The 25,747-nt window shown below is 62.2% G+C and carries 26 protein-coding genes and 1 pseudogene; 23 read left to right on the forward strand and 4 right to left on the reverse strand.

The genetic code is table 11. From position 1 onward, the window contains the following. Positions 1 to 399 precede the first annotated feature (399 nt). Positions 400 to 1,305: a TetR/AcrR family transcriptional regulator gene (locus AC1VS5_RS00425; protein ID WP_481217312.1), complete on the forward strand. Its 906-nt coding sequence runs from the start codon at positions 400 to 402 to the stop codon at positions 1,303 to 1,305. 144 nt (positions 1,306 to 1,449) lie between these two features. After that, positions 1,450 to 2,748, forward strand: a complete 1,299-nt coding sequence (locus tag AC1VS5_RS00430; protein WP_481217313.1) for an MFS transporter — start codon at positions 1,450 to 1,452, stop codon at positions 2,746 to 2,748. 110 nt (positions 2,749 to 2,858) lie between these two features. Here the strand turns inward: AC1VS5_RS00430 and AC1VS5_RS00435 are convergent, their stop codons facing one another. Further along, positions 2,859 to 3,746 (reverse strand): helix-turn-helix transcriptional regulator, encoded by an 888-nt coding sequence (locus AC1VS5_RS00435; RefSeq protein WP_481217314.1) that lies wholly within the window; start codon positions 3,744 to 3,746, stop codon positions 2,859 to 2,861. A 389-nt stretch (positions 3,747 to 4,135) separates the two neighbouring features. Between AC1VS5_RS00435 and AC1VS5_RS00440 the strand changes: the two genes are divergently transcribed. The 3 genes from AC1VS5_RS00440 to AC1VS5_RS00450 are packed head-to-tail and all read left to right on the forward strand — an operon-like array spanning position 4,136 to position 7,454. Then, on the forward strand, positions 4,136 to 5,071 hold the full coding sequence (locus tag AC1VS5_RS00440) for an ABC transporter ATP-binding protein (RefSeq protein ID WP_481217315.1): 936 nt from the start codon (positions 4,136 to 4,138) through the stop codon (positions 5,069 to 5,071). Between the two features lie 9 nt (positions 5,072 to 5,080). After that, on the forward strand, positions 5,081 to 6,277 hold the full coding sequence (locus AC1VS5_RS00445; RefSeq protein ID WP_481217316.1) for an ABC transporter permease: 1,197 nt from the start codon (positions 5,081 to 5,083) through the stop codon (positions 6,275 to 6,277). Further along, positions 6,264 to 7,454 carry an ABC transporter permease gene (locus AC1VS5_RS00450; protein ID WP_481217317.1) on the forward strand — a complete coding sequence of 397 codons (1,191 nt, stop codon included), beginning with the start codon at positions 6,264 to 6,266 and terminating at the stop codon, positions 7,452 to 7,454. The genes AC1VS5_RS00445 and AC1VS5_RS00450 overlap by 14 nt, the downstream gene beginning before the upstream one ends. A gap of 369 nt (positions 7,455 to 7,823) precedes the next feature. On the opposite strand, the gene AC1VS5_RS00455 is transcribed toward AC1VS5_RS00450, so the two are convergent. Then, positions 7,824 to 8,420 (reverse strand): helix-turn-helix domain-containing protein, encoded by a 597-nt coding sequence (locus AC1VS5_RS00455; protein WP_417046365.1) that lies wholly within the window; start codon positions 8,418 to 8,420, stop codon positions 7,824 to 7,826. A gap of 324 nt (positions 8,421 to 8,744) precedes the next feature. Between AC1VS5_RS00455 and AC1VS5_RS00460 the strand changes: the two genes are divergently transcribed. The 5 genes and pseudogenes from AC1VS5_RS00460 to AC1VS5_RS00480 all read left to right on the forward strand — a co-directional run. Beyond that, entirely contained in the window at positions 8,745 to 9,116 is a 372-nt protein-coding gene (locus AC1VS5_RS00460; RefSeq protein WP_481217318.1) for a cysteine-rich small domain-containing protein, read from the forward strand. Between the two features lie 12 nt (positions 9,117 to 9,128). After that, a complete protein-coding gene (locus AC1VS5_RS00465) occupies positions 9,129 to 10,397 on the forward strand; it encodes a uracil-xanthine permease family protein (protein WP_087186584.1) in 1,269 nt (422 codons plus the stop codon). Positions 10,398 to 10,825: 428 nt separating this feature from the next. Continuing rightward, positions 10,826 to 11,272: an Rrf2 family transcriptional regulator gene (locus tag AC1VS5_RS00470; protein WP_346680346.1), complete on the forward strand. Its 447-nt coding sequence runs from the start codon at positions 10,826 to 10,828 to the stop codon at positions 11,270 to 11,272. Next, a complete protein-coding gene (locus tag AC1VS5_RS00475) occupies positions 11,265 to 11,843 on the forward strand; it encodes a GNAT family N-acetyltransferase (protein ID WP_481217319.1) in 579 nt (192 codons plus the stop codon). Before AC1VS5_RS00470 ends, AC1VS5_RS00475 begins: the two co-directional genes overlap by 8 nt. 18 nt (positions 11,844 to 11,861) lie before the next feature. Then, a pseudogene (locus AC1VS5_RS00480) lies at positions 11,862 to 11,915 on the forward strand (macro domain-containing protein); the annotation flags it as partial. A 183-nt stretch (positions 11,916 to 12,098) separates the two neighbouring features. On the opposite strand, the gene AC1VS5_RS00485 reads toward AC1VS5_RS00480, so the two are convergent. Further along, positions 12,099 to 12,623, reverse strand: coding sequence for an AAA family ATPase (locus tag AC1VS5_RS00485; protein WP_481217320.1), 525 nt, complete (start codon positions 12,621 to 12,623; stop codon positions 12,099 to 12,101). An 87-nt stretch (positions 12,624 to 12,710) separates the two neighbouring features. On the opposite strand from AC1VS5_RS00485, the gene AC1VS5_RS00490 reads away from it, so the two are divergent. The 3 genes from AC1VS5_RS00490 to AC1VS5_RS00500 all read left to right on the forward strand — a co-directional run bounded on the left by AC1VS5_RS00490 (position 12,711) and on the right by AC1VS5_RS00500 (position 15,696). After that, the gene (locus AC1VS5_RS00490; protein ID WP_481217321.1) at positions 12,711 to 13,826 is read left to right on the forward strand and encodes a winged helix DNA-binding domain-containing protein; all 1,116 of its coding nucleotides are present in this window, start codon (positions 12,711 to 12,713) and stop codon (positions 13,824 to 13,826) included. Between the two features lie 155 nt (positions 13,827 to 13,981). After that, the gene (locus tag AC1VS5_RS00495) at positions 13,982 to 14,968 is read left to right on the forward strand and encodes a GNAT family N-acetyltransferase (RefSeq protein ID WP_481217322.1); all 987 of its coding nucleotides are present in this window, start codon (positions 13,982 to 13,984) and stop codon (positions 14,966 to 14,968) included. Positions 14,969 to 15,183: 215 nt separating this feature from the next. After that, on the forward strand, positions 15,184 to 15,696 hold the full coding sequence (locus AC1VS5_RS00500) for a hypothetical protein (protein WP_481217323.1): 513 nt from the start codon (positions 15,184 to 15,186) through the stop codon (positions 15,694 to 15,696). A gap of 430 nt (positions 15,697 to 16,126) precedes the next feature. Here AC1VS5_RS00500 and AC1VS5_RS00505 read toward each other — a convergent pair whose 3' ends face one another. Continuing rightward, positions 16,127 to 16,693, reverse strand: coding sequence for a flavin reductase family protein (locus tag AC1VS5_RS00505; RefSeq protein ID WP_481217324.1), 567 nt, complete (start codon positions 16,691 to 16,693; stop codon positions 16,127 to 16,129). Between the two features lie 130 nt (positions 16,694 to 16,823). On the opposite strand from AC1VS5_RS00505, the gene AC1VS5_RS00510 reads away from it, so the two are divergent. The 10 genes from AC1VS5_RS00510 to AC1VS5_RS00555 all read left to right on the forward strand — a co-directional run bounded on the left by AC1VS5_RS00510 (position 16,824) and on the right by AC1VS5_RS00555 (position 25,718). Then, a complete protein-coding gene (locus tag AC1VS5_RS00510; RefSeq protein ID WP_204627020.1) occupies positions 16,824 to 17,225 on the forward strand; it encodes a winged helix-turn-helix transcriptional regulator in 402 nt (133 codons plus the stop codon). Positions 17,226 to 17,357: 132 nt separating this feature from the next. Further along, complete coding sequence (locus tag AC1VS5_RS00515; RefSeq protein WP_481217325.1) at positions 17,358 to 17,855, forward strand: helix-turn-helix transcriptional regulator; 498 nt, start codon at positions 17,358 to 17,360, stop codon at positions 17,853 to 17,855. A gap of 3 nt (positions 17,856 to 17,858) precedes the next feature. Further along, entirely contained in the window at positions 17,859 to 18,203 is a 345-nt protein-coding gene (locus tag AC1VS5_RS00520) for a hypothetical protein (protein ID WP_481217326.1), read from the forward strand. Between the two features lie 59 nt (positions 18,204 to 18,262). Then, complete coding sequence (locus tag AC1VS5_RS00525) at positions 18,263 to 19,138, forward strand: class I SAM-dependent methyltransferase (protein ID WP_481217327.1); 876 nt, start codon at positions 18,263 to 18,265, stop codon at positions 19,136 to 19,138. Positions 19,139 to 19,312: 174 nt separating this feature from the next. Next, a complete protein-coding gene (locus AC1VS5_RS00530) occupies positions 19,313 to 20,140 on the forward strand; it encodes a DUF3793 family protein (protein WP_419044113.1) in 828 nt (275 codons plus the stop codon). 90 nt (positions 20,141 to 20,230) lie between these two features. Continuing rightward, positions 20,231 to 20,650, forward strand: a complete 420-nt coding sequence (locus AC1VS5_RS00535; protein ID WP_022349996.1) for a flavodoxin — start codon at positions 20,231 to 20,233, stop codon at positions 20,648 to 20,650. Positions 20,651 to 20,777: 127 nt separating this feature from the next. Continuing rightward, positions 20,778 to 21,275 (forward strand): YaiI/YqxD family protein, encoded by a 498-nt coding sequence (locus AC1VS5_RS00540; RefSeq protein ID WP_417046351.1) that lies wholly within the window; start codon positions 20,778 to 20,780, stop codon positions 21,273 to 21,275. 425 nt (positions 21,276 to 21,700) lie between these two features. Then, positions 21,701 to 22,699 (forward strand): aldo/keto reductase, encoded by a 999-nt coding sequence (locus AC1VS5_RS00545; protein WP_481217328.1) that lies wholly within the window; start codon positions 21,701 to 21,703, stop codon positions 22,697 to 22,699. 86 nt (positions 22,700 to 22,785) lie between these two features. Next, positions 22,786 to 24,585, forward strand: coding sequence for a type I restriction-modification system subunit M (locus AC1VS5_RS00550; protein WP_204666460.1), 1,800 nt, complete (start codon positions 22,786 to 22,788; stop codon positions 24,583 to 24,585). Beyond that, positions 24,585 to 25,718: an Abi family protein gene (locus tag AC1VS5_RS00555; RefSeq protein WP_481217329.1), complete on the forward strand. Its 1,134-nt coding sequence runs from the start codon at positions 24,585 to 24,587 to the stop codon at positions 25,716 to 25,718. Before AC1VS5_RS00550 ends, AC1VS5_RS00555 begins: the two co-directional genes overlap by 1 nt. Positions 25,719 to 25,747: the final 29 nt, after the last annotated feature.

Raw genomic sequence — 25,747 nt, forward strand, 5'->3', positions numbered from 1 at the left:
TTTGGGCACTTTGGGGTGGAAGGCCCGAGTAGCCATGCCGTTGCCAGGAGGGGCCGGCCACCTGAGCTGCGCCTTTCTCTTCCCCTCGTTCGCCTGTACTCGCCCGCAGTGCGAGCGAGTGCCCAAAAGTTGAAATCTCTCTTGGCGGGATGCTTCCTGCGTCCAATAATCAGTGTTTTCCTAGGGTGAATAGCCGAAAGAGCTCGCGGCGTTCGCATATGGCAGTTGACACTTACATACCAATGGTATGTAATGTGGCTACAACGTGCGAGTAGATCGCGAGAGGTCCGGTGAGGGCGGGTCTCGAGAGGTCCGGTGAGGGCGGATTGCGAAAGAGACCCGGTGGGTTTTGAGCGGGGCGTGGCATGCAGGTGCCTTGCCGCGTAAGAGGAGGCGTCGATGGCGCGCAACAAGTATCCCGAGGAGACCGTTCGCCGCATTCTCGATGTGGCCGAAGAGCTCTTCTATACGAAGGGCTATGAGCACACCACCATGGCGGATATCGTCGATGGCCTTGGGGGCCTTACCAAGGGTGCCGTCTACCATCATTTCAAGAGCAAAGAGGAGATTTTCGAGGCCGTGTTCGAGAGGGCGAACAGGCCGGTGTACGAGCGATCGGATGCGATTCTTGCCGACCGTTCGCTTACGGGTTTGGAGAAGTTCCGCGCTCTCGACAAGGCGTCTTCCGAGGGTCCTTCAGTCGATATGTGGCACGCGATGAAGCCTTCATCTGACCCCGTTCAGAACCCGCGCCTCATCGCGCAGGAGTTCGTTGATGCCATGGATACGGCGCACCGCTATGTTGAGCCGGTGATTCGCGAGGGCATGGCGGATGGGTCCATCGCGGCGGAGCACCCGCGCGAGGTGGCCGAAGTGCTGATACTTTTGGCGAATCTCTGGCTCGTGCCAATGTTCAACCCGTTGCCGGCAGACGATCGCGAGGCGTACCAGCGCCGCGTCCAAACGTTCCTGCGCGTTTCGCATGCGGTCGGTGTTGATCTGGTCGACTGGAAATCCCTTGACCAAAAACGTGTTGGGAAGGTAGCGGAGGAAGAGGACTGGGCGAGCTGGCGCTGGGCGCAGAAGGAGCCTTGGGCCGGCGGCGTGGGGGAGCCCGCTGCTGGCATGGTAGTCGGGAAGGAGCCCGTTGCTGGAGCGACGGCCGGGGAGGGGGCTGCTGCGGGTACGGCGGCGAGCCCGGCTACCGCCGCAGCCGTCGGGGAGGAACCCGCCGCCGGAACAGCCGCGAGCCCCGCTGGCGCCGGGGAGGAACCCGCTGGTTGCCCCAGGGAGACGGATTCGTAGCATCTCATCTTGCAACCAGTGGTTGGTGGATGCAACCGCGTCCGCCCCATATGGTTGTAATCGCGGGAGGAGGCCGCTACAAGCGGCTTTCTTTCGACCGTGTTTACATACCAACCGAATGTATGAAAAAGAAAGGAATGTATCATGGAAAGAAGGCTCAGGGCAGCGCGGGCTCCGCACGAGGTGCCGCAGGCGCTTCATGACGAGCCAAAAACTGGTTCCCAAAGCCGTTTGCTTACGCCGGGGTTTCGCGCCATCGTGGTGGCGCAGGTGTTCTCGCTCCTTGGTATTGAGATCCTGCAGTTCGTGCTTCCGCTCCATCTGCTCAACCTGACTGGATCGGGCACGCTGTACGGGGGAGTGGTCGCAGCCGGCTTCGTTCCCTATATCGCCCTGTCGCCGGTGGGCGGCGTCATTGCCGACCGTACCCGCAAGCGCGGGGTCATGGCCGCGCTCGACGCCGTTCTCGCGTTTATCATGCTCGGCTACCTTGCCTGTTCGGGGTCTCAGCACCTCGTGGGAATCACCGTGTTCGTGCTCATGGTCGCCTTCGCAGCTCAGGCCATCTACCATCCTTGCGTGCAGTCTGCTCTCCCGCTCGTGGTCCCCACCGAGCGCATCCCGCAGGCCACTGCCGTCGCAAACCAGGTGAGCATGATTACAGGTATTGGCGGGCCGGTAATCGGTGGCATGGTGTTCGGATTCTTTGGCTTGGCACCCATCGTAGTGGTCGCAGCGGTGTCGTTTGCCGTCTCGAGCGCGCTGGTGCTTGCATTCGTGCGCATTCCGTATGAGCCGCCGGTCCGGACCGAGGGTGTGCTGCGCACAGCCTCCGGCGACATCCGCGATGCGCTGCATTTCCTGCGCATGCGACCTGTGCTCTGGCAGATTATCGCCGCCGCCACGCTGATAAACCTCTTCGGCTCGTCGTTCATCAACATCGGCACGCCCTATATCGTGACCGAGTCGCTTGGACTCTCGAACCAGCTTATGGGCATCGCACAGGGGGCTCTTGCCGTGGGCGGGCTTCTGGGCGGCGCGCTCGTGGTGTTCATGCCGGAGCGCTTCACGGTGAAGGCAACGCCGCGCCTCGTTGGGCTTGCGGCGGCAGGTATCGGGGCCGTGGCGGCTGTGCTGCTCGTTGCGGGGGAGCCCTACGTTGCGTTCGCGGGCATGCTCGCGAGCTATCTCTGGGTGATGGTGTGCTGTATGGCTGCGTCGATTCTTATGACGTCGTATCTGCAGATGGAGACGCCGGACGAGTTCACCGGCAAAGTGATGGGGCTCGCGATGATGTTCGGCAATCTGGCTACTCCTGCGGGGCAGATAGCGTACGGTGCGGCGTTCGACCTTGCGAGCCCATGGTTCGTCGCTGCGCTGGCGGCGGTGGCGACGGCGCTTGTGGCGGTGCCCATGTCGCGCTCCTTCCGCCGCGGGGAATGACCCTCGCGGCAGCGGTGCGTTCGCAGCGAATGAATCGCCAACACCGGGTGTCTGCGATTCACGTATTGGGTGCTTGCGAATCGCGCGGGGGGCAGATTGCGGGCTTGGATTCACGCCTCGTAGTGGGCGCGCCAGAACGACACGGCGAGCTGGGTGCGGTTGCTAAGCTGCATTTTGGAGAGAATCGAAGAGATGTGGTTGCGCACCGTGCCCTCGCCCATATAGGCTGCAGCGGCGATTTCGCGATTGTCGAGTCCGTCGGCCACAAGGCGCGCGACCTCGTATTCCCGATCGGTGAGACAGCTGAACGCGGCGGGTCGCTCAAAGGCCGCGGAATGAAGATCCGCCTCGGCCGGCGCGTCCATGGTAGAGAGGCCTGCTGAGCGCGCAGGCGTGCCGGCAGTTGCAGGCGTGCCGCCCGCTGTGGAGAGGCCAGTGGTTTCCGGAGCGCCGCTGGCGTGCTGTACATGGTTAAGTTCGGCCTCGAGCGCGCGGTTGCGGTCTTGGAGCGAGCGCGTCCTGAGGGCAAGGTCATCGCGTATGCGGTTGAAGGTGCCGAGCCGCGCGAGCAGGCGGTTGGTGCGCAGGGCGAGCAGCGCGGCGAGCCCGCATGAAGCGAGGACGAGGAGAACCGACGAAAGCTGCGGGTGCCAGGCCACCACGGATACGGCAAGCAAGCCTGCGACGATGCCCGGCGCGCCGCGAACAACGCCCGGCTCGTGGATTTCGCGCATGGCGTCATAGAGCGCGAGGGGCATGAAGTAAAGGCCCGGTTGGGCGGCAAGCGCGACGACGCCATAGGCGATCGGTGCGACAGCCCGCAGCCGTGCGGGGAGCGCGTGCTCGAGCGCTGCGGCGGAGATGGCGAGCAGCACCATGGCAACGCCCGGCGCAGAAAGCAGCGCGGCCCCTCCCGCCTCGCTCGCGAGTGCGTCCCCGGTGAGCAGGCACACGAGGCAGGCGATGAATACGGCGCATTTGTCGGTCATTCGTTCCATGCGCTCCATAGTAGCAAATGCGCGAAGTCGCGCAGCAAAGGTGGTGGGACCGCGCCGGCCTAGCATCTCAGCACAATCAATGTACCTGCGAAAACGATACTTCGTGACATTTGTCACTAGTTGCGGGAAGCGATCTTATGCATTATGGGTGGCAACGCGGGGCCGCTGTCCGCAGCGCCGAAATCCGCCGGCTGCGATTTCGTGCGTCGCCGCGGCGCCGCAACGGCCGGCTGCGAAGCCGCGCCCGTTACGCGCGCCCGCTCGCCGCCTGCGAGGCTTCGTCTGCCCACGCCCGCCGTCGCGTCCACGCAAGATTGCCAGCCCGTCCATCAACCGCCCGCCTATCCGACCATTCGACCATCCGGTCACCCGACCACGAGGAGGAGCCTGTGGATATCGTTCGTGTTACCGGCCTCGTCAAGCGCTACGGAGATTTGCTTGCGCTCGACCACTTCGATCTGTCCATCAAACAGGGCGAGATATTCGGCCTGCTCGGCCCCAACGGCAGCGGCAAGACCACGGCCATCAACTGCATGCTGCAGCTTCTCACCTACGACCGCGGCTCCATCGAGCTCTTCGGGGAGGCCATGGCGCCCACGCGCTACGACCTCAAGCGGCGCATCGGCATGGTGCCGCAGCAGGTCGCGGTGCTCGAGGAGCTCACCGTGCGCGAGAACATCGACTTCTTCTGCTCGCTCTACGTGCGCGACCGCGCCCGCCGCCGGGCGTTGGTAGACGAGGCGATCGAGTTCGTCGACCTTGGAGATTACGTGCGGTTCCGCCCGAAGAAGCTCTCGGGTGGCCTGCTGCGCCGCCTTAACATCGCCTGCGGCATCGCCCATAAGCCCGAGCTCATCTTCTTCGATGAGCCCACGGTCGCCGTGGATCCGCAGAGCCGCAACGCCATTCTCTCTGGCATCCAGGGCCTGCGCGACGAGGGCGCAACGGTGGTCTATACCAGCCATTACATGGAAGAGGTCGAGCAGATCTGCTCTCAGATCATGATCATGGACCGCGGGCGCGTGCTGGCGCAGGGCACCAATGAAGAGCTCAAGCGCATGGTATCTACGGGCGAGAAAATCGTGGTAGAGCTTTCCGAGCTTCCCGCTCGCGTGCTCGAACGCCTGCGCGCCCTCCCGCATGTGATCGACGCCGCGTTCGCCGATGGGGAGCTTACGGTCCGCTGCGAGGCGAGCCCGCACAACCTCGTCGATGTGCTCGGCGTGTTGGGGGCGGCGCGCATCGTGCCCGGGCGCGTTTGGGCCGAGCCACCCACCTTGAACGACGTGTTCCTCGAGCTTACCGGCCGCGAACTGCGCGATTAGGGGGCTCACATGAGAAGTACGTTCAAGGCCACCGTCAAGATGCTCCTGCGCACGCCGGGGGCGATCGTGTGGGCGCTGGCGTTCCCCATCCTCATGGCAACGCTGTTCATGTTCATGTTCTCGAGCATGCGCACCGACGGTACGGTCGACGCCGTGCCCGTGGCGGTGGTAGCAGATGGCGCATGGGAAGAATCAACGTTCTCGCAGGTCATCGATGGCCTTGCATCGGGTGACGACGCGCTTGTGGCCGTGCGGGAGGTAGATGATGCGGCCGAGGCCCGAGCGCTTCTTGAGGAGGGCGAGGTAGACGGCACGTTCGAGGTGGACGAGGCGGGCGTTCCGCACCTTACGGTCGCGCCCGAGTCCTCCGACGCCCACCAAGGTGAACGCGGCCGGTCCTACGGCATCAATCGGTCCATCCTAGAGACGCTCGCAAGCTCTTACGTGCAGTCGGCGGCACTGATCGAGGAGGTTGCCGCATCTGATCCCGCCGTGCTCGCCGACCCCGTGGCCGTGGCCCGCGCGCTCTCGCTCGAGGCCGGCTCGGAGCGCGTGTCGCTCACCCGGGGCACGCCCGACGAGACGGTGCGCTACTATTACGCCCTCATGGGCATGGCAGCGCTCTTCGCGTCGCAGCTCTCCATGCTTGCCGTGGCGAACATCCGGCCCACTGCCTCGGCCGTCGCCGCGCGGCGCTCTATCGCCGGGGTGAGCCGTGTCCGGCAACTTGCCGGCGCGCTCGCAGGGTCATGGCTGCTTTCGGTCGCGTTCCTCTCGGTCGCCTTCTGCTATGTCCGCTTCGTGGTGAACATCGACTTCGCGGGGCGCGAGGTGCTCTGCCTGGTTGGCATCGCCGGTAGCGCGTTCATGGCGGCGGGGCTCGGCTCGCTGGTGGGCTCGCTTCCGCTCCACGGAGGAGCCTCTGCTGGATCGGGCATCCTTACGGGCCTCACCTGCGTCCTTTCCATCTTCGCGGGGCTTTACGGCGAGCCCACCATGAAGCTCGCCGACGCCATCGCTCGCGCGGTGCCGGTCTCCGCGTGGATCAACCCGGCCAAGCTCGTTTGCGATCTGTTCCACAGCCTGTACTTCTACGAATCGCTCGCGCCGTTCGCCGCGCGCCTTGCGGCCTGCATCGCTTGGGGAGTCGTGTTCTTCGCGCTCGCGGCGCCGTTGTTCAGGAGGCAACGCTATGCGCATCTGTAAATCGGTCTTTGGCATTGCCTTGGCGCATCCCATATATCTGGGTGTCTACGTGGTATTCCTTTCGCTTCTGGGGATCTTTCTCACCGGCGGGTCTACCTATGTGGACACCGCTGGCACCACCTATGTGGCGGAGCCGGCGAACTTGGCGGTGGTCGATCGCGACGGTTCGGCGCTCTCGCAGGCGCTTGAGACCTATCTTGCGGACATGCACAACGTCGCGGACGTGGCAGATGATGAGTACGCCCTGCAAGATGCGCTTGCCACCAACACGGTTGACGCGGTGGTCATCGTTCCGGAGGGTTTCGGGTCGGATTGCCTGGCGGCGGCGCGTGCGGGGGAGGAGCTCCCGAAGGTCGAGGTCGCGTACGGCGGCTACACGCAGGCGTCTGCGCTGGCTGAGCAACAGGCGGTGCAGTGGGTCCAACTGGCCGGGGCAGCTGCAGCGCTGGAGCCCGAGGCGGACGTTTCGCAGATTGCGGAGCTTGCTGCCGCTGCGACCGCCGAGCGAGCCGATACCGAGGTGATCGGGGTTTCGTCGTCGCGAGGGCCTTCGTACCCGCTTGGCGCGTACTTGAGCTTCAGCACATACACCATCGTGTGCTCAATTGTGGTCTGCGTGGGCCTTGTGCTCACCAAGATGAGCGAGCAGGATGTTCGCCGGCGCATGCTCGTGTCGCCCACGCGCCCGTGGCGTTTGAGCGCCGGAGTGCTCGTAGCATGCCTGGCGCTCGTGCTGTGCGTCTGGGCGCTCACGAGCGCGGTGGGAGTCATCTCGAGCGGGGCGCTTGCCAACGGTGTGGGCGCAGTGCAGATTGCGCTCGCACTCGGCGCGATGCTCGCCTTTTCCCTTGTTCCGCTCGCGTTCGCCTTCGTGCTCTCTCAGCTGGGATTTCGTGAGGAAGGGCTCAATGCCCTGGGTAACCTTGGAGGCATGGTGTCCTCGTTTTTGGGAGGGGCGTGGGTGCCTATAGCGCTTTTGGGCAACGCCGTTCAGACAGCCGCGCTCTTTTCGCCCGCGTACTGGACAAACGATGCCGTCGCCGCTGCGTTGACCTCTCCCTCGATTACCGAAGAGCTTCTCTTGCGCATGGGAACCGATGTGGGCGTTACCTTGCTTTTTGCCGTCGCCTTCACGGCAGTGGGGCTTGCTTTGGGGCGCGCCCGTCCGAGGGCGTAGCCGGGAAGTCCGCATGCCGCGAACATGCGCGGTGGGGAAATTGGGTTTATCGGAGGGATCGCCGCCGCGGCGCGCCAAGAGCAATGGTCAGCGATTCCCTCGGGAAGTGCCGTCTGCCGGGCGCCGGAGACGCCTGGCAGACGAGTCGGGGGCGTACTGCCGTCGAGTCGGGGGCGTACTGCCGTCGAGTTTTCAACTTTTGGGCACTTCCCCGCGCGCACGGCAGGTACGGGTGAACGGGGCGGAGGAAAAAGTGCATCTCAGAGGGCCTGCGCCCTCCCGGCTGCGGCGCGGCTACTCGAGCCCATCGCCGCGAAGTGCCCAAAAGTTGCAATCCCGTTCACCCTCGATGGCAAAGCCAGCGATTCCTTAGCGGCGGCGCGGGGTGCGCATGCGGAACAGGCCGTGCTGGTTGCAGAAGAAGTAAAGGTATCCCGATCCGTTTGCGGGGATGCGGACCTCTGCCTCCTGCTCGGGATACAGCTTGGTGAGCTGGATGCCGCCCGAGGTTACGTAGGCGATAAAGCTGATGTAGTGCTGCTTGGTCATGTTGTGGTCGATCAGCACATGCCACGATCCGTCGAGGCAGGTTACGGTGGCGTTATGGTGCTCGTCGGGCTCCTCTGCTTCCTGGGAAATCAGCTGGCTTCCGCAACAGGAAAACGATCCTTCGCCAAGGGCATGGACAACGTTGCCGCAGATAGGGCAAACGTAGAAGCGAGAGCGAAGCATGTTGCCGGCGCGGTTGGCGTTTTGGCGCACATCGCCCGTGAGAAGCTCGGCTACCGACACCCCGAGCGCTGCTGCGAGCGATTCGATGAGCGAGATGTCGGGAAGACCCCGGCCGCTTTCCCACTTGGAAACCGCTTTGTCGGTGACGCCGACGGCTTCGGCAAGGGCGCGCTGGGTGAGTCCCTGCTGTTCACGCAGGGTTCGGATGGTATCTGCAGTGATGTAGGTGCTCATGGCATCCTTTCGTGTTGTGTGGTCATGGAGTGCGTCGAGGTATGACGGTCGCTCGATTGGTGCCGGCACCGCTCATTATGTACGCCGATTCGGCCGGGCGCTACCTACGGACCGTAGAGCGTGAATCGTAGACACCCGGTGTCTACGATTCACATGGTTCGCGGGAACCGGGTGTCTGCGAACCATGCGGCGCCCCGCGGACCTCGATTTGGTGCATGACTCGCGAACACCCGGTGTCTACGATTCACGAGTTTGGTGTACGCGCGCTACAATGGCATGGACGAGGGCGTCCTCATGTTGGGTGCCATGGCATGAGGAGGGCACATGGACGATTTGCCTGTCGGGCAACCCGCCGATCGCGGCGACCGGCCCGCTGCGTCCGGCGACTGGCCCGCGACCCAGCACTACAAGTTCTTCAACCATACGACATGCGAATTCTATCCGTGCCACGATATGCCCGCCGAGCAGCTCAATTGCTTATTCTGCTTCTGCCCGCTCTACTGCTTGGGCAGCACCTGCGGGGGCAATTTCAGCTATATCGGAGATATCAAGGATTGCAGCGCGTGCACGCTGCCGCACCGCGTGGAAAACTACGAGTACCTCATGCGGCAGTTTGAACGTGTTTCCAATCTTGCTAAGAGCACGGGGCGGGCGCCTCGGGGGCGCGCCGTATGCGAGAATGATGGCACCGACTGAGAGGGGCTTTGCATGAGTTCACATGAACGTGAAGTGATCGGCGTCGACGACCGCGTGTCGGTTGGTCGCGCCATCCCGCTAGGCATCCAGCATATGATGAGCATGTTCGGCTCGACGGTGCTCGTGCCCGTGCTCACGGGGCTCGATCCCAACGTGGCCATCATGTGCTCGGGCATCGGCACCATCTGCTATCTGCTGGTTACGGGCAACAAGATCCCCAGTTACCTGGGCAGCTCCTTTGCCTTCATCAGCCCCATCCTCGCCGTGGGCGCCACGCAGGGGCTCGACGCCGCCATGTCCGGTGTCGTGGTCGCGGGCCTCGTGTTTTTGGCGGTTGCCGGCATCGTTAGGCTTGCCGGCACCGGCTGGATCGACCGCTTGCTGCCGCCGGTGCTCGTGGCGTCGGTGATGGTGGTCATCGGCGTGGGGCTTTCGGCTACGGCGGTCGATATGGCCTTCATGCAGGACCTCCCCGATGGAACGTCGGCGTTCTATGGCTTGGGAGCCATCGTTGCCGCCATCACGCTCGTTGCAGCCGTGGTGTTCTCCAGCATGGGAGGCATCTTCGGCACCATTCCGGTGCTTCTGGCCATCATCGTGGGCTATGTGGTGTCGGTCCCGCTCGGGCTCGTGGACTTCGCGCCCGTGGCCGAGGCCGCGTGGATCGGCTTGCCGAACATCTCCACTCCGCGCTTCGATGTGGGCGCCATTGCGCTCGTGGCTCCTGTGGCCATCGTCGTGGTGATCGAGCACATCGGCCACCTGCTTGCCGTGGGCGAGATCGTGGGCAAGGATTACCGCGAGATGCTGCCGCGCTCGCTCGCGGGCGACGGTATCTCCACCATGATTTCCGGCTTCCTGGGCGGCCCTCCCACCACCACCTATGCCGAGAACATCGGCGTCATGAGCGTCACGCGCGTGTATTCCACGCAGATCTTCTGGTATGCAGGCGGCTTCGCGCTCGTTATCGGCGGGTTCTGCCCCAAGCTGGCGGCGCTCATCCAGTCCATCCCGAGCCCGGTCATGGGCGGCGTGTGCCTCTTGCTCTTCGGCCTCATCGCCTCGAACGGCCTGCGCATGCTCGTCTCCAACAAGGTTGATTTCGACGTCAACCGCAACCTCATGATCGCATCGGTCGTCATCATCGTGGGCGTGGGTATGGAGACCTCGGGCATCTCGATTCCCATCGGTGACTACACGCTTCCCGGCATGGCCACCTCGGCACTTGCGGGCATTCTGCTCAACCTGATTCTGCCGGGCGGGCGCCAGGAGAGCCGCTAGGAAACGCTGATTATTGGGCACCGGAGCTGTCCGTCCCGCGAGGTTTCAACTTTTGGGCACTTCCCGACGCGGCGGGCGGGTAGAGGAAAGCGAGGGGAAGGGAAAGGCGCAGCTCAGGCGGCCGGCGCCCTCCCAGCAGCGGCGCGGCTACCCGGGCCCTCCGCCCCGAAGTGCCCAAAAGCTGAAATCGCGATCGCCCCTAAGATGAAATCAGCGTTTCCCTAGCGCGTTTTGTGCCGAATGGCGGGCTGGCCGTGCCGAGCGGCGGCCCTCCGAGCCGAATGGCGGGCTGGCCCCCCGCATCGTGCGCCTCGTTCCAAATAGCCGTCCCGCGCCGGACTACCGCTCCGTGTGTTGTACACTTGATGTATACAACGAGGCGCGGCGCGGTGACGCCACTGCTTTTCGCAGAATTCGGAGGTACGGCCATGCAGATCTCTTCTCGCTTCACCATCGCGGTGCACACCTTGCTGTGCATCGCGCGGTTCTCGGGCTCGCAGAAAGTGACCTCGGCGTTTATCGCGGGGAGCGTGAACGTGAATCCGGTCGTCATTCGAAGGACGCTCGGGCAGCTCAAGGAAGCGGGCATCGTGCTGGTCGAGGCGGGTGTGGGCGGTGCTACGCTTGCGCGCCCTGCGGAGCGCATCACCTTGCTCGATGTGTACCGGGCGGTCGATTGCGTGCAGGGCGACCTGTTCAGCTTCCACGCCAATCCCAATCCGGAGTGCCCGGTGGGGCGCAACGTGCATGCGGTGCTCGATGGCGAGGTTGCTGCGGCGCAGCATGCGCTCGAACAACGGCTGAGCGAGACAACGATTGCCGATCTAGATGCAGAGGTCGAACTTCAGCTTGCAAAGGAGGGCTCCCGTGCCTAGCCCCGCACTAAGTGCCTCGTCTTGCGATGATTGTACGGCCTTGCGCAGCGAGCGCCTACTGCTGCGTCCTTGGAACGTCGATAATGCGCCCGCCCTCTTCGAGCTCGCGCGCGATCCGCGGGTAGGGCCGCCGGCGGGCTGGGCGCCGCATGCGAGCGTTGATGAGAGCCGGCAGGTGATTCGAGACGTGCTGTCCGCGCCCTATTGCTTCGCCGCGTTTCTTGAAGATGGCGGCGCATTGGTTGGCTGCGTTGGCCTTACGCCGGCGGAGGCGTCGAGCGCTGCAGGCGAGGGAGAGGCCGAGCTGGGTTATTGGCTCGGTGTGCCGTTCTGGGGCAAGGGACTTGCTACGGAGGCGTCCCGCGAGCTTGTTCGATACGGCTTTACCGAGCTGGGGCTTTCGGCAATTTGGGCCTGCTATTACGAGGGAAATGAGCGCTCCCACCGGGTGATGGAGCGCTTGGGCATGGCGTACCAACGCAGCGCGGAATGCGACGTGCCCTTGCTCGGCGAGCGGCGCGTGGAGCACTGCATGTGCTTGTCGCGCGACGCATGGGCGGCTGCTTGCTAAGGCGAGGGGCTCGGCAGCATTGCATTCTGTTGCATCAGCACGGGCGTGTTCGGTTTCCCGTGCGATGAAGCGGCGCAAATCGCCGTGCGAACCGTTCGCGCGTGGCTTGGCGCGCATCCAATTGCTTGCCTGCGCGTCATCTTCAACGTGTTCCTCGACGAGGATGCCGCGATCTACCGGCGCCTGCTCAGCGCGTAGCAGATTTGAGCCTGCCAGTTTCTCACTGGAATTCCCGGTCAATCTCTCGGCAAAGTCCTAAGCGCTGTTACCAAGCAGGGGGCTGATCGAGAGGATTCTCTCTGCAACCTCTTCTGGCGTGAGCGCGGTGGTATCGATAAGCGTGCTGTCTAGGGTAGGGTAAAGCGGCAAGCGCGCAACGCTTCGTGCAATAACGTCGTCTGTGCGCTTGCCAGCGGAAACGTCGCGTGCCAGCCGTTCGCGCAACGCCGCTTCCGAGCAGGTGAGCGATATGTTCACGACACGGCAGCCGGTTTCCGCAAGAGGAAGGTTCGCGCGTATCGCATCGATAATCGCCTGCTCGTGCATCACCCAACAGAACACAACGTTCTCATAGGCGCTGCAACGCAAGAAGTTGCCGAGCACGTGGCAGATATTGTCGAGCACCATCGTGCGCGTTTCGTCCGTCACGATGAAGGGGTCTGCGCTCCAGCACCAATCGCCATCAAGCATCACGGCGGCGGGGAGCGCATCGCGCAGGCGCTGAGCGACCGTCGATTTGCCCACCCCCATGGTGCCGCCGATGAGATACAAGGTCTTCATGTGCTTCCTCCCGAGCGGAGTCTTCGTAGATTGCGGCATGCCGCTTCTGCTATAAGCTTGCCATATCTTACGTGTGAGGAGGCGCCCATGACGAGCCTTACCAAGAAAGAGCTGCTCGCGCAGTCCTTAGCTCGGCATCATGTGCTGCAGCGCGCCACCCAGCTCCAGGTCGTGTCGGACCTCTGCGGCCTACAGGCCCAGTTTGCCACCGGTCCGCGCGAGGCGCTGCGCATTCGGGCGCGAGACTACACCGAGGACGGCTGGGACCGGGGACTTGTCAAGATCTGGTCGCATCGCGGCACCATCCATGTGGTGCCAGCGAGCGAGCTTGGCTTGCACCTCTCGGCGCGCGGCAATACGGGCTCGCTTACCGAGGCATGGCATGGCTGGGGTATCCCGCTGAACGAGGTCGAACGTTGGGCCGATGTTATCCGGGAGCGAGCTGCTGCAGGCATGGGAGAACGCGAGGAGCTCAAGCGGGCCTGCGTGGCTGCCGGTATGGCCCCGGAGCTCGTGCCGCGCATCTTCAACGGATGGGGCGGCTTGCTTAAGGAGATGTGCGACCGCGGCATGCTCGTGTACGAGGCGGGCACGTCCAAGCGCTTCACGCTCCCTCCCGAGGAGCCCGTATGGATGCCTCGAGACGAGGCACGAGCGATGTTCGTCCGTCGATACTTCGAGCATTTTGGCCCGGCGACCATAGCGGACTGTGCGGCGTTTCTTGGGTATCCATCGAGCGAGGTGGCGGGGCTCGTGCGCCGCGCCGGGTTGTCGCTGCGCAGGGTGACATGCGACGGCGTCGAGCTCTTCTATCTTGGAGACCTCGACCCCGAGGCGCGCATGCCCGGATGCGTGTACTTGGCGGGCTTTGACCAGCTCGTGCTGGGATACCGCAACCGATCCCGGTTTGCTCGCACCGAGGACCTGCCCCACATCACCAACAGAGCGGGCATCGTCTTTCCCATCGTGCTCTATCGCGGCCGCGCCTGCGCGCGCTGGAAGCTTGTGGGCAAGCGCCTGTCCATCACGGAATTCCGCCCGCTTTCTCAAACGGCGCGCGATGCAATCGCTGCGCGTGGGCGCAGGCTTTTTGCGGGGAGGCGCATCGTGGTGGGCTTTCAAACAGAGGCGGACCTTCCCGCGCCAAAGCCTTTCAACCTCGAGACGCTGCCCAGTGCGCTTCGCGGCTCATCTGAGGGCTAACGGCCGCGGCGCTTTCGGATGCGTTGAGTAGGATTTATCTGCCGGATAATGGTTCTCAACCGGCTTGCATTCTTCCAGATCGTTGCATAGGCGGCGCTTGTTCGGTGTGCCGATCTATCCATCAAGGTAGACTGAAGGCGACAAGGGAGGCGTATATGCAGTTCAAGACGGTGTGCCCGTCGCCGCTGGGCGACATACTCTTGGCAAGCGACGGCGCGGCGCTCACGGGTTTGTGGTTTGTGGGGCAGGCGTATTGCGGTGCGGGTTTGCCAGCCGATGCGGCGGATGCTCCAGGGTTGCCGGTTTTCGAATTCGCGCAAGCATGGCTCGAGTCATATTTAGCAGGTGAAATGCCGAAGGAGTGCGCGGGCGCGCCCGCTGGCCCGGGGCTGAGGGCGCCGGCTGGCGAGTTGTTTCGGCTTGAACTCCTTGGTACGCCGTTCCAACGAATGGTCTGGGAGGCATTGCAGCGTATCCCGTATGGCGAGACGACAACGTACGGCAAGCTTGCCCAGAGCATCGAAGAGCATCGCGGTGCGCCAACTTCTGCCCGCGCGGTTGGCGCGGCGGTGGGCAGGAATCCTGTCTCGCTCATCGTGCCGTGTCATCGCGTGACGGGGGCGGATGGCTCGCTCACAGGATATGCCGGCGGCCTCTGGCGCAAGCGGGCGCTGCTTGCGCTCGAGCGCCGGGGCATAACCGTTGGGGAGGAACAGCGCCCGTCGAGCGAGCTCGTCGCCCGGTTGCTCGACATATGGGAAGGGTCTGTCCGTGCGACGCACGCCTTTCTGGCCGAGGCGGACATTCAGCGCTTGCGTGGCATGGTTCCGCAGGCCATAGCGGAGGTTCCTCATCTGCTTGTGGCGCGCCGGGGCGGTGCGCCGGTGGGATTTGCCGGAACCGACGGCGCGTTTCTCGAGATGCTCTTCGTTGCGGACGATGCACGGGGTTCGGGCGTCGGCCGGCTGCTGCTTGAGCGCGCAACAGAGCTTCTCGGCGTTACTGAGCTCTCGGTCAACGAGCAAAATCCGCAGGCCATAGGGTTTTACGAGCATATGGGCTTCGTGACTTATCGAAGAACGGATACCGACACGCAAGGCGATCCGTTTCCGCTGCTTTACATGAAGCGGGCGGATGCGTGAGGCTCGCGAGGCGTGAGAGGCTGGGGCGTCGTATCGCCGTGAAGCTGGGATGGCACACACGAGACGCGTGAGTCGGCCGGGCGCGTGGGCCATGGCGGCGCACGCGAGGCGCTCGGCCAACGGGGCGCTTTGTTCGTGGTTGAGTGCAAGCGGTGTATAGTCTGCACACCTTCGGGAAAAAGCGCTGCTAAGATACGAACGCAAAGGGAGTTTCCGTGCAGACCAAAGGCATGCCCGAGGGCAACGAGGCAACGAATCCGCAAACAAGAAAAGGGCATCACTCGCAGCCGAAGCGAGAGAAAGCAAAGGGAATCTCTCAAATGATTGCAGGCATTGCTGTGGCAGCCATTGGTGTCCCGCTATGCGTGCTGCCTGGTCCCGGCGTGGCGGTCATTGCTTGCGGGGTGGCGCTGGCGAGCAAGGGGCAGCGCACCTATTCAGGCCGCAAGCCGACCAAGGTGGAGCGCAAGCTTGATGCTGCTGCAGAAAAGCTTGGCAGCGCCGCCAAAAAAGAAGCGGGAAAAATCGCGAAGACAGCGGCGCGGGAAGCGCCCGTAGTGGCAGAAAAGGCGGCCCGAGCTGCGGGCAAAGGAATTGCGGCGGCAGCTACGGCAGGAGGCAAGCTTGCGGCTGCCGGCGGCAAGGCGGTCGGAGATGCGGTCGCGCGCAAGCGTCGCGAACGGGATGCAGGAGCTTCGGTCGGCGGCAAAGCGCCAAAGAACGCATAGGGCATGGTTGTGCGAAGTTTTGCTGTCACAATGCGCACGATAGGTCAAAAGAACGCGCTGTGATTCTCGCCCCTTCGCATGGGAAGACGCTGGAAATCAACGATGCGTTGCGACAAAGCCAATGTTTTTTCTCGATGCTCGGGTTCTTTCTGGCAGTTATTTCAGATATGCGCGATTGACGGGCGTGCGAAGTGGCGCAAAGGCGCAAGAATGGACCAAGCTGTCAGTTTCGAGTGCCGCTTTCCTGCGGTTTTATCATCGTTCTGTGGGTGTCTCGGTGTTTTACAGCGACAGCTACGCAAGTCAATCGCGCATATCTGAAATAACTGCCAGAAAAATGGGGCCTGCTGCGAAAAAGCGCATCAGGGCGACGCAATACGTCCTCGTGATGTACGTCCTAGCAATGGCAGCGCCTCGCCGGCATAGCTTCCTACACGAGCCGCTTGCCGCTGTCCCAGGCCTGGCCAACCTTCTCGCCCAGGGCGAAATATCCGCTCTGGAACTGGTCAAAGGCGAACGCGCCGAGTTTTGCGGGGTCGACTTTACCCTCTTCGTCGAGCACCGCCTCGTCGGCCAGCACATTTTCGATTTTGCCCAGCACGCGCAGGCCGTAGGGTTGCTCCTGCATTTCGACCACGCTGCATTCGAGCGTGATGGGATACTGGTCCACCACCGGTGCGTCCACGCGGGTGCTCTTGGTGGCGGTCATGCCCGTCCGCTCGAACTTATCGGCCACTTTGTTTCCGCTCGCGATGCCAAAGTAGTCGCTTTCGTCCAGATGGGCCACGTCCGCGATGCTCAGCGTGAATGCACCGCGCTGCTCGATGTTCTTGGTGGTCTTGTGCCCGCGGCTGATGTTGAGCGCCACCATGTCGCGCGCGCAGATACCGCCCCACGCCATGTTCATGACGTCGACGCTGTCGTCGTCATTGTAGGTGGCGATCATAAGCACCGGCATAGGGTAAATCGCAGGCTGTACGCCCAGGTCCTTCTTCACGGTTCCTCCGTTCACTAGGGATTGGCGGCGGCGTAACTGCCGCTGCTTCTGTGATACGCTTGAACACAAATCAAAGCAAGTACCGAAACTTATGACAGGTACTTACCATTTGGATAGTAAAGGGCGGGATATGGAGAAACGCGTAGAAGAGAGAGCGTGCCGCGATGCATGGGCGTGTATTGAGGACGCGGACTTCGAGCAGACGGGCTTCTCGTATACGCTCTCCCTCATCCAGGGCAAGTACAAGATGGTGATCCTGTATTGCCTGATGGAATTCCAGCCGGTGCGCTTCAACGAGCTGCGTCGTTACCTCAAGACGGTTTCGGACAAAACGCTCAGCCGCGCCCTCAAGGAACTCGAAGCCGACGGCCTGGTGTGGCGCGAGGCGTACCCGCAGATTCCGCCCAAGGTCGAGTATGGCCTTACCGAGCGCGGGGCGTCGCTCATGGAGGTGCTCGATGCCATGTGCACCTGGGGCAGCAAGCACCGGGACTGGAAGAAGGCCGAACCGTCTCATACGGAGGCCTCGTAGGCGCTATGCGGTCAGACAGGCCGGTAGGCGCCGCGCCAGCTCGATTTGCGCATGCGCCAAAGCGATTTGCTAGGCAAGGCTCGTGCCATTAGCGACAATAGGGGAGCAGGCAGGCTCGGGCAGGGGAGAGCGATGATTCACGATAAACTGGCGCTATTGCGGCGGCGTTCGGGAATGAGCCAGCAGGAGGTCGCCGCAACCATCGGGGTAACGCGGCAGACGGTAAGCAATTGGGAGCTCGGCCAGGGGTCTCCAGCGCTCGACAAGGCTGCTGAGCTTGCGCGACTCTACGGCGTGACGCTCGATGACCTCGTGTCCGACGAGGTCGATGTCGTGAGTACGGGGGCGCATGATGCCCCGCGCGACCTGCACGTGCTTAGGGGCCTCATGGGGCGGGCTGCGACGCTGGAACTTGTTGATGGGGTGCAGCAAGATGTAGAGCTGCTCGATGTGAGCTCGGCGTGGCTGCGCGTGTCCTGCACGGTCAAGCGCGCGCGGTTCGGTTCGCCGCGCGTGGAAAGCGAGCGCGTGATTCGCCTCATCGACCTCAACGACGTGTGCTCGATAGCGATCGAGGAACGCCTCGCCGGCGGCTCGCGCGCGCCGCATGGACCCACAAGGGAGGCGTAGCGCATGGATAGCTTCATTCCCTTTGGCTATACGATGGCGATTCTCATCTTTGGCTTCGTCATCTACCTCGTGCTCTCGATGCCCACGAAGCGCGACCTCCGCAAGGCGACGCACCCCGATGTCGAGGCGCGCAGGTCTGCGGGGCTCGCGGCGGAGCTGCGTGCGCGCAAAGGCGCCCGCTGCCGGCTTTTGCTTGGCGAAGTGCACTTCGTTGCGAACAGCTCTCAGATCGAGGGCGTGGTAGAAGATGTCGATGACGAATGGGTGCTGGTGAGAACGATGGGCTCCGGGCAGGGCGCGCGGTTGGTTGCCGTGCGGCTCGAGGGCATAGCGGGGATCGAGGAATAAGAGCAAGCCGCGCCGCAGACGGTGCGGTATGCTGAATTGCCAAGGCGAAAGGGGAAGAAATGGACGAGCGAGATAGCTTTCGGCGAACATCGCTGCATGGTTGCGATGGCGCGCAGGCGTTTGCAGAGCGGAATGCCCATGCGTCTGCACCGGCGGATCCCGCGGATGCCGCCCTGTCGCTCGTTCGCATCTTGGTGCTCCCCGGTGCCGATGAGGATGCTGCTGAGCGTCTGGGCGCCAAAATCGGCGCGGTGCCGCTCTACGATGAGCGTGCCATCGATTCGTCCGATCTCGTCGTTCGCTTTGATGCGGATGGCGTGTCCCTGCAGCGTGGTGGGCTGAGCATGCGCGCGGATCTGGCCGTGATGCTTCCGCGCCTCAAGGCCGGGCGGCTCAATCGCGAACTGCTGGTTCGTGCCGCGCGCATCAAGGGCGCTCAGGTGGGCGAAAGCCCTCTGCGTGCTGTCGACGCGACGGCGGGCTTGGGCGAAGATGCGCTGTTGCTCGCTGCTGCCGGCTTCGAGGTGATGCTTTTCGAGCGTGATCCGGTTATCGCCGCGCTCCTGGCCGATAGCCTGCGCCGCGCGCGGGAGCATCCGCAGCTTGCCGATGCCGCGTCACGCATGCATCTCGTGGGCGCCGACAGCGTCGAAGCCATGCCGGCGATCGATCCGGCACCCGATGTGGTCTATCTCGACCCTATGTTTCCCGAACGGAGAAAGAGCGCAGCAGTAAAGAAGAAATTCCAGCTCATCCACTACCTCGAGCATCCGTGCGACGACCAGGAGGCGCTCATGCGCGCAGCTTTGGCGGCGCATCCGCGCAAGGTGGTCGTCAAGCGCCCGGTCAAGGGACCGCATCTCGCCGGCGTCAAGCCGAGCTATTCCCTTGCAGGCAAGAGCGTTCGCTACGACTGTATCGTAGCTGTCCAATGAGATAGGGCGGAATGGGCGCTGGGGATAGCGTGATGGATCCCGGTTTCCGCGCTCAATTCAAAAAGTAAACTTATGGAAACTTATTGCAGAGGAGCATCGTAGTGTCATAAGTATTGGTCGGAAAGTTAAATATAGATAACTTATTGCCTGAAACGATGCGCCACGGGAGGCAGCATGATGAAGCAGGTTACAGATGAGGAGCTTGAGGACTCGGTCGTGCGCATGTGCGCGCCGACGCTGCTTGGCGTGAAACCGGCGAACATGTTTACCTTCTCGGGGCGCTTTTCGGACGATGAGGTGCAGGCCCCGTCGGCCAATGCTTTTGAGGATGCTCGCGTCTGGTGTCGCGCTGCGGGTTGCGAGGAGCCATTCAACCAGGCATGTGCCGACGGCTGTGCGGGGTCTTGGAGCCAGCCACGTGCAGCCGATGGCGAGCATGGCTACGTCGATCAACCTTGTCCCTGCACGATAACCGAGCAGCGGCGGGAAGAGCTTGGCCTTCTTGTGAGTGGGCTCGATAGGGAGCTGGGCCCATATGGCGTACGCGTGCGCGTGATCGCTTGGCGGGCGTTTGGCGCCATCGTGCTTGCATATCGTCCGAATTTGCTCGTTTCGCATCTGCGCGATGCGCGTACAGCTGCGGTGCTGGCGAGCCTAGGATATCCCGTTCTCGACAGTGCATTAACTGCTGGGATGCGAGAAACCTTCCTCGACGCGCTGCTCGCGCATCTTGCGCGAAGGTTTGCTGCGGAAAAGCTCCCCCACGAGATTGGCTTCTTCTTGGGCTATCCCTACGAGGATGTTGAGGGGTTCGTGCGACATCGGGGCCGTAAGTTCCGATTTTGCGGATGCTGGAAGGTCTACGGCGACCCTCGGGCGGCAGCGAAGTTGTTTGCGCGCTACCGAAGATGTACGCGACGGTGCGTACGGCTGCGACGAAGTGGAAGCACAGCGGTAGACATCGCAGCCGGTTGTCGTTATCGGGGGCGTGGAGGGGCTTAGCTCAATGCGACTTGGCGCGCGTGGTTAGGTTTATTGGGTCCTACGGACCTAGGGAGACGACGGGCCTATGGCCCAAAGAAGGGAAACAACATGAGTAACGTTGCGGTCGTGTTTTGGAGTGGAACGGGAAACACCGAGGCCATGGCTGACCTCGTAGCTGAGGGTGTACAATCCGCAGGCGGTAAGGCTACTGTGATTCAGGCGACAGAATTCTCGGTCGAAGAGCTCGATGCCTACGATGCTTTTGCCTTTGGCTGCCCGGCAATGGGTGCGGAGGAGCTTGAAAGCGAGGAATTCGAGCCCATGTGGGATGCAGTCGAACCGGCGCTGCCCGGCAGAAAGGTGGCGTTGTTCGGTAGCTACGATTGGGCCGAGGGTGAATGGATGGACCTTTGGCGTGAGCGCGCGGAGGCGGCGGGCATCATCGTGAGCGAGACGGTCATTGCCAAGGACTATCCCGACGAGGAGGCATCCGACGCGTGCCGCGCCCTCGGCGCCGCCCTCGTTTAGCGCGGCAGACTAACATGGCGAAGGGGTGCCGGGGCCGTTTCGGCCGGCGGTCTTGTTGCGCGGCGTGGTACTCTAGCACCGGGTACTCGATTGCCGCCCGAAGCCGCCGTTCCGAATGCGAGGGTTCATGGCTACCTTGTTCATCGATGCTGATGCCTGCCCGGTCACGCGCGATGCCCTTGCGCTGGCACGAAAGGCGCACGTGCCCGTGGTCGTCGCGGGAAACACCACGCAGAATCTTGAACGGCACGTGCGCCCCGACGACCCGCGCTCGCCGATGGAGGCCAACAGGGGCTTCTGGGTGGAGACGCTTGCCGTTGGCGTTGGAGCCGACGCGGCGGATTTTGCCATCGCGGAGCGCCTGGAGCCGGGTGACATCGTGGCCACGCAGGACATTGGCTTGGCGAGCATGGCGCTTGGGCGTGGCGCGGCGGCAATCGGCGTGCGCGGACACGTTTACCGCAAAGAGGCCATCGACATGCAGCTGTTTATTCGGCACGAGGAAAAGAAAGTGCGACGCGCAGGGGGCCGCACCAAGGGACCCGCGGCTTTCACCGATGAGGATCGCGAGCGCTTCCGCGACAACCTACGCAGGCTGCTGCAGGTAGACGGCGGCGTTGAATGAGACAGATGTGCCAGGTTAAACTGTCTCTTTTCGCAACAAGGCCAGTCTGCGAGACAGCATGAGACAGTTTAACCTGGCACATCTGTCTCTGAGACAATTTAACCTGGCACAACTGTCTCACGCCGCACAGAATGTTCGAGGCTCGAGTCGGAAGGTTATTCGTGATCCTCCGAGTAGACGCCTTGCGCGAGCCAGCAAAAGAGCAGGTCGCGTGGAACCGGAAGCTCGGCCTACTCGGCTCACCGGTAAAAACCTTCCGACTCGAGCCTCGAGCTTTTTTTACCGGGGAGAAAACGGTGCGCAAAGGAGCGCGGCCGCCCCGCTATGCGCGCGGTGCATGCCAACATGCCCAGAATGCGGTGTGCGCCGCCATTTCTCCTCCGGACAATGAAAACCGATTCCGTTACCGAACAAGGAGGTCATACATGGTAGACGTGAAGAAGCGCGTGCTTGGCAAAAGCGGTATCGAGGTGTCTCCGCTGGGGCTCGGTTGCATGGGGCTCACTCATGCAAGCGGCGACGCGATGGATACGCCCGCTGCTGCCCGCGTGATTCGCGAGGCGTTCGAGATGGGCTACACGTTCTTCGATACGGCCGAGAGCTACGTGGGCGAGAACGCGGCGGGCGAGACGCTTTACAACGAGGTCGCGGTGGGGGAGGCCCTGCGTCCCGTGCGCGATCAGGTGGTTATCGCAACCAAGTTCGGCGTGCACCACAACCCAGACAAGACGCTATCCGTTGACTCGCGGCCCGAGACGATCCGTCGCGCCATCGACGGCAGCCTGAGCCGTCTGGGCATCGATTGCATCGATCTTTACTACCAGCATCGCATCGATCCTAACGTGGAGCCTGAGGAAGTTGCCGGCGTTATGGCCGAGCTCATGCAGGCAGGCAAGATCCGCGCATGGGGCATCTCGGAGGTGGACGAGGATTACTTGCGGCGAGCGGATGCGGTGTGCCCCGTGGCTGCCGTCCAGAACCGCTACTCCATGCTCGCGCGCTGGCACGAGCCGCTCTTCCCCGTGCTCGAGGAGCTCAATGTGGTGCTCGTGGCGTTCAGCCCCATGGCGAACGGCTTTTTGACCGGCGCGTATAGTCCGAAGACGAAGTTCGAGGGTGCGCAGGACTATCGTGACGGCATGCCTCAGTACACGCCCGAGGGCTACGAGAAGGACCGCGCGGTGCTCGGGCTTCTCGGCGATCTTGCGCGCGAAAAGAATGCGACGATGGCTCAGATCTCGCTCGCGTGGATGCTTTGCAAGAAGCCGTGGATCATCCCCATTCCGGGTAGCCGCAAGCCCGAGCGCCTGCGGGAGAACCTTGAAGCCGCCCAGGTATCGCTTACGGCTGAGGAAGTCGCTCGCATCGATGCCGCGCTCGATGGCATGAATCTTGCGGTTTTCGGCGGTCACGCGCGGGCATAAGCAGCCGAGCAAGCTCCGCTAGGCCGATCCGCCCCAGATGGCGAAAGCTCAATCACTGTCGCCCGATACGCTCTGCTAGTATCGGTATGTACATCACGGCAGACGAGAAGGGCGTGCGCAGCATGAATCATTCCGAGATCTCGAGCTTCATCTGGGGCACCGCCGACCTGCTTCGCTCAAGCTTTAAACAGCACGAGTACGGCGACATCATCCTGCCGTTCACGGTCATGCGCCGCCTCGACGTGGTGCTTGAGCCCACCAAGCAGGCCGTGCTTGAGGCGGCGGCGAAGCCCCTGCCCGAGGCTCTGCGCGACACCATGCTCAAGCAAGCTGCAGGCGTGGATTTCTACAATACGAGCGAATTCACCATGAGCAGCCTGCTCAACGACGCGGACGGCATCCGCGAGAACCTCACCAAGTTTGTGACCTCGTTTTCGCCCGAGATCGCAGATATCTTCGACAAGTTCAAAATCTTCGAGGTCATCAAGGACCTGGACGACAACGACCTGCTGTTCCTTGTAGTCGAGCGCTTCTGCAGTCCAAAGATTGACTTGAGCCCTGCCTCGGTGAGCAACGCCGATATGGGTGACATCTACGAGGAACTCATCCGCCGTTTCTCGGAAGTCTCCAACGAGACCGCCGGAGAGCATTTCAGTCCGCGCGATGGCCTCAAGTTGGCGGCGCGCCTGCTGGTGATTGGCGAGATGGACGACCTCACGCAGCCTAATCGCATCGTCAAGGTGTGTGATCCCTGCGCGGGGACGGGTGGCGCGCTCACGGTGTTCGCCGACTGCGTACACGAGGTCAACCCGGCCGCTACGGTGGTCACCTACGCGCAGGAGATCAACGGTCAGTCCTACGCCATCTGCAAGAGCGACACCATTCTCAAAGGTGGCAACGTGGCCAATGTGCATCTGGGCGACACGCTTGCCGATGACCAGATGCCCGATGAGACCTTTGGCTATCAGATTTCCAACCCGCCTTACGGCGTGGACTGGAAGAAGTCCAAGGCGGCTGTGACCAAGGAGCATGACGAGAGGGGCTTTGCCGGCCGCTTTGGTGCGGGCCTGCCGCGCATATCCGATGGGCAGCTGCTCTTTGTGCAGCACATGGTTGCCAAGATGCGCGCGTCCGAGGACGGCGGCGGGCGCATTGCCGTGTTCCTCAACGGCAGCCCGCTCTTTACCGGCGCGGCGGGTTCGGGCGAGAGCGAGATCCGACGCTACCTCCTGGAGCACGATCTGGTGGACGCCATCGTTGCCATGCCCAACGATTTCTTCTTCAATACGGGCATCGCTACCTACATCTGGGTGCTCGACAACGCCAAGGAACCCCGCCGGCGCGGCAAGGTGCAGCTCATCAACGCCAACGGCATCTATTCCAAGATGCGCAAGAGCCTGGGTAGCAAACGCAACGAGTTCACCGACGAGCAGATCGAGCAGATTATTGGGCTGTACCAGGCGTTCGAGGATGCCGATTCCAAACTTTCCAAGGTTTTTGCCACCGAGGAGTTCGGCTATGTGACGGTGGATGTGCGCCGGCCCGAGCGCGACGAGCAGGGCGAGATTGTGTGCAAGAAAAACGGCCAGCCCGTGGCCGATAAGAGCCTGAACGACACCGAGAATATCTCGCTCACGGAGAACGTGGACGAATACCTTGCCCGTGAGGTGCTGCCCTATGCGCCTGAAGCATGGATTGAACCGCGCAAGCAGAAGAAGGGCCAACTTCTGGAGTTGCGCGACGGCGGCGTTGTGGGCTACGAGATCCCCTTTACGCGTTACTTCTACGAGTACACGCCGCTGCGCTCCAGCACCGAGATTCTTGCCGACATTCGCGAGCTCGAGAAAAGCATCGCCGAGAAACTCCAGAAGGCGAGGGCTGAGTGATGGAGAAAAAAACCACGTGTACCGCGAGAGGGATATCGGGTAAACTGAGTTTTGACAGTACCCCGCACGCCTCTCTCTGCAACGATGATGCGCACCAAGCGGGGTCATTTCATTTCAAACCTGCGCTTCCTGTTGATGAGCAGATCGATCATCTCGTTGAGCAGGGCATTGTGGTCGAGAATCGACAATTCGCCGAATTCTGCCTCCTTACCTCGAATTATTATCGTCTTCGTGGCTATTGGATGACGTTTGAGGAAGATGGTGCCATTCGTGCCGGAACGAGGCTCGAAGACATCTGGGCAATTCATGAGTTTGATCGTGAGGTTCGGCTTTGGTTATGGAAGCTCATCGAGCGCGTTGAGATTAAGGCCCGGACACAGTTCGCGTATGTCTTGTCGAACGAGTTTGGCGCGGATGCGCATCTTCAGGCCGAGTTGTTTTTCAATGAAAAGAATCATAAGCAGTCGCTGGGCATAATCGAAGATGAAATAGGGCGTGCAAAAAACCAGAACATGCCTTGCGTGATTCACAATCTAAATAAGTATGGAGAGCTGCCCCTGTGGGCTGCTGTTGAGGTCATGTCTATGGGAGTGGTGTCGGCGCTTTACGGCAACCTGAGGCAAGATGCAAAGGCCGACGAGCATGAAAAGGCGGCGGCAGATGAAATCGCTAGTGTCTTTGGGGTGTCTCGTCGCTATCTTGTGAGTTGGCTGAGGCATCTCACGATGGTGCGGAATATCTGTGCCCATCACAATCGTTTTTATAATCGCCTGCTTAAGTCTCTTCCGCTCATGCTTCGGCGCGACAAACGCTATGCGGGGAATCGAGAATTTCCAACCTTTGTTGTTCTTAGTCGAATCTATGAGAAATCTTGGCCCAGTGTCTGGCAGCAGGCGATAGACGAGCTAGATGCCATTGTAGCTAGGTACCCCAATGTTTCCCTTAAGCCAATGGGTTTCCCCGAAGACTGGCGAGACGTGCTCGGGTTGTCCGCTGAAGCAGAAGTTAGTGAAATGAAGAACTTCAATAAACGTAAGAGCCTCACCGCCAAAAGGATTGGCAAGACTCTGGTCGGCATTCGCGCGCACGAGCAGAGCATCTCCGAGAGGCCCAAGAAGGCGGGGGATGAGTGATGGCTGGGGAGAAGATCTTTCACCCGCCG

Source organism: Enorma sp., assembly GCF_982429025.1.

Coding starts and splice junctions, on each gene's coding strand:
- AC1VS5_RS00425 (WP_481217312.1), top strand. CDS start 400: ATGGCGCGCAACAAGTATCCCGAGGAGACCGTTCGCCGCATTCTCGAT.
- AC1VS5_RS00430 (WP_481217313.1), top strand. CDS start 1,450: ATGGAAAGAAGGCTCAGGGCAGCGCGGGCTCCGCACGAGGTGCCGCAG.
- AC1VS5_RS00435 (WP_481217314.1), bottom strand. CDS start 3,746: ATGGAACGAATGACCGACAAATGCGCCGTATTCATCGCCTGCCTCGTG.
- AC1VS5_RS00445 (WP_481217316.1), top strand. CDS start 5,081: ATGAGAAGTACGTTCAAGGCCACCGTCAAGATGCTCCTGCGCACGCCG.
- AC1VS5_RS00450 (WP_481217317.1), top strand. CDS start 6,264: ATGCGCATCTGTAAATCGGTCTTTGGCATTGCCTTGGCGCATCCCATA.
- AC1VS5_RS00455 (WP_417046365.1), bottom strand. CDS start 8,420: ATGAGCACCTACATCACTGCAGATACCATCCGAACCCTGCGTGAACAG.
- AC1VS5_RS00460 (WP_481217318.1), top strand. CDS start 8,745: ATGGACGATTTGCCTGTCGGGCAACCCGCCGATCGCGGCGACCGGCCC.
- AC1VS5_RS00465 (WP_087186584.1), top strand. CDS start 9,129: ATGAGTTCACATGAACGTGAAGTGATCGGCGTCGACGACCGCGTGTCG.
- AC1VS5_RS00470 (WP_346680346.1), top strand. CDS start 10,826: ATGCAGATCTCTTCTCGCTTCACCATCGCGGTGCACACCTTGCTGTGC.
- AC1VS5_RS00485 (WP_481217320.1), bottom strand. CDS start 12,623: ATGAAGACCTTGTATCTCATCGGCGGCACCATGGGGGTGGGCAAATCG.
- AC1VS5_RS00490 (WP_481217321.1), top strand. CDS start 12,711: ATGACGAGCCTTACCAAGAAAGAGCTGCTCGCGCAGTCCTTAGCTCGG.
- AC1VS5_RS00495 (WP_481217322.1), top strand. CDS start 13,982: ATGCAGTTCAAGACGGTGTGCCCGTCGCCGCTGGGCGACATACTCTTG.
- AC1VS5_RS00510 (WP_204627020.1), top strand. CDS start 16,824: ATGGAGAAACGCGTAGAAGAGAGAGCGTGCCGCGATGCATGGGCGTGT.
- AC1VS5_RS00515 (WP_481217325.1), top strand. CDS start 17,358: ATGATTCACGATAAACTGGCGCTATTGCGGCGGCGTTCGGGAATGAGC.
- AC1VS5_RS00520 (WP_481217326.1), top strand. CDS start 17,859: ATGGATAGCTTCATTCCCTTTGGCTATACGATGGCGATTCTCATCTTT.
- AC1VS5_RS00525 (WP_481217327.1), top strand. CDS start 18,263: ATGGACGAGCGAGATAGCTTTCGGCGAACATCGCTGCATGGTTGCGAT.
- AC1VS5_RS00530 (WP_419044113.1), top strand. CDS start 19,313: ATGATGAAGCAGGTTACAGATGAGGAGCTTGAGGACTCGGTCGTGCGC.
- AC1VS5_RS00535 (WP_022349996.1), top strand. CDS start 20,231: ATGAGTAACGTTGCGGTCGTGTTTTGGAGTGGAACGGGAAACACCGAG.
- AC1VS5_RS00540 (WP_417046351.1), top strand. CDS start 20,778: ATGGCTACCTTGTTCATCGATGCTGATGCCTGCCCGGTCACGCGCGAT.
- AC1VS5_RS00545 (WP_481217328.1), top strand. CDS start 21,701: ATGGTAGACGTGAAGAAGCGCGTGCTTGGCAAAAGCGGTATCGAGGTG.
- AC1VS5_RS00550 (WP_204666460.1), top strand. CDS start 22,786: ATGTACATCACGGCAGACGAGAAGGGCGTGCGCAGCATGAATCATTCC.
- AC1VS5_RS00555 (WP_481217329.1), top strand. CDS start 24,585: ATGGAGAAAAAAACCACGTGTACCGCGAGAGGGATATCGGGTAAACTG.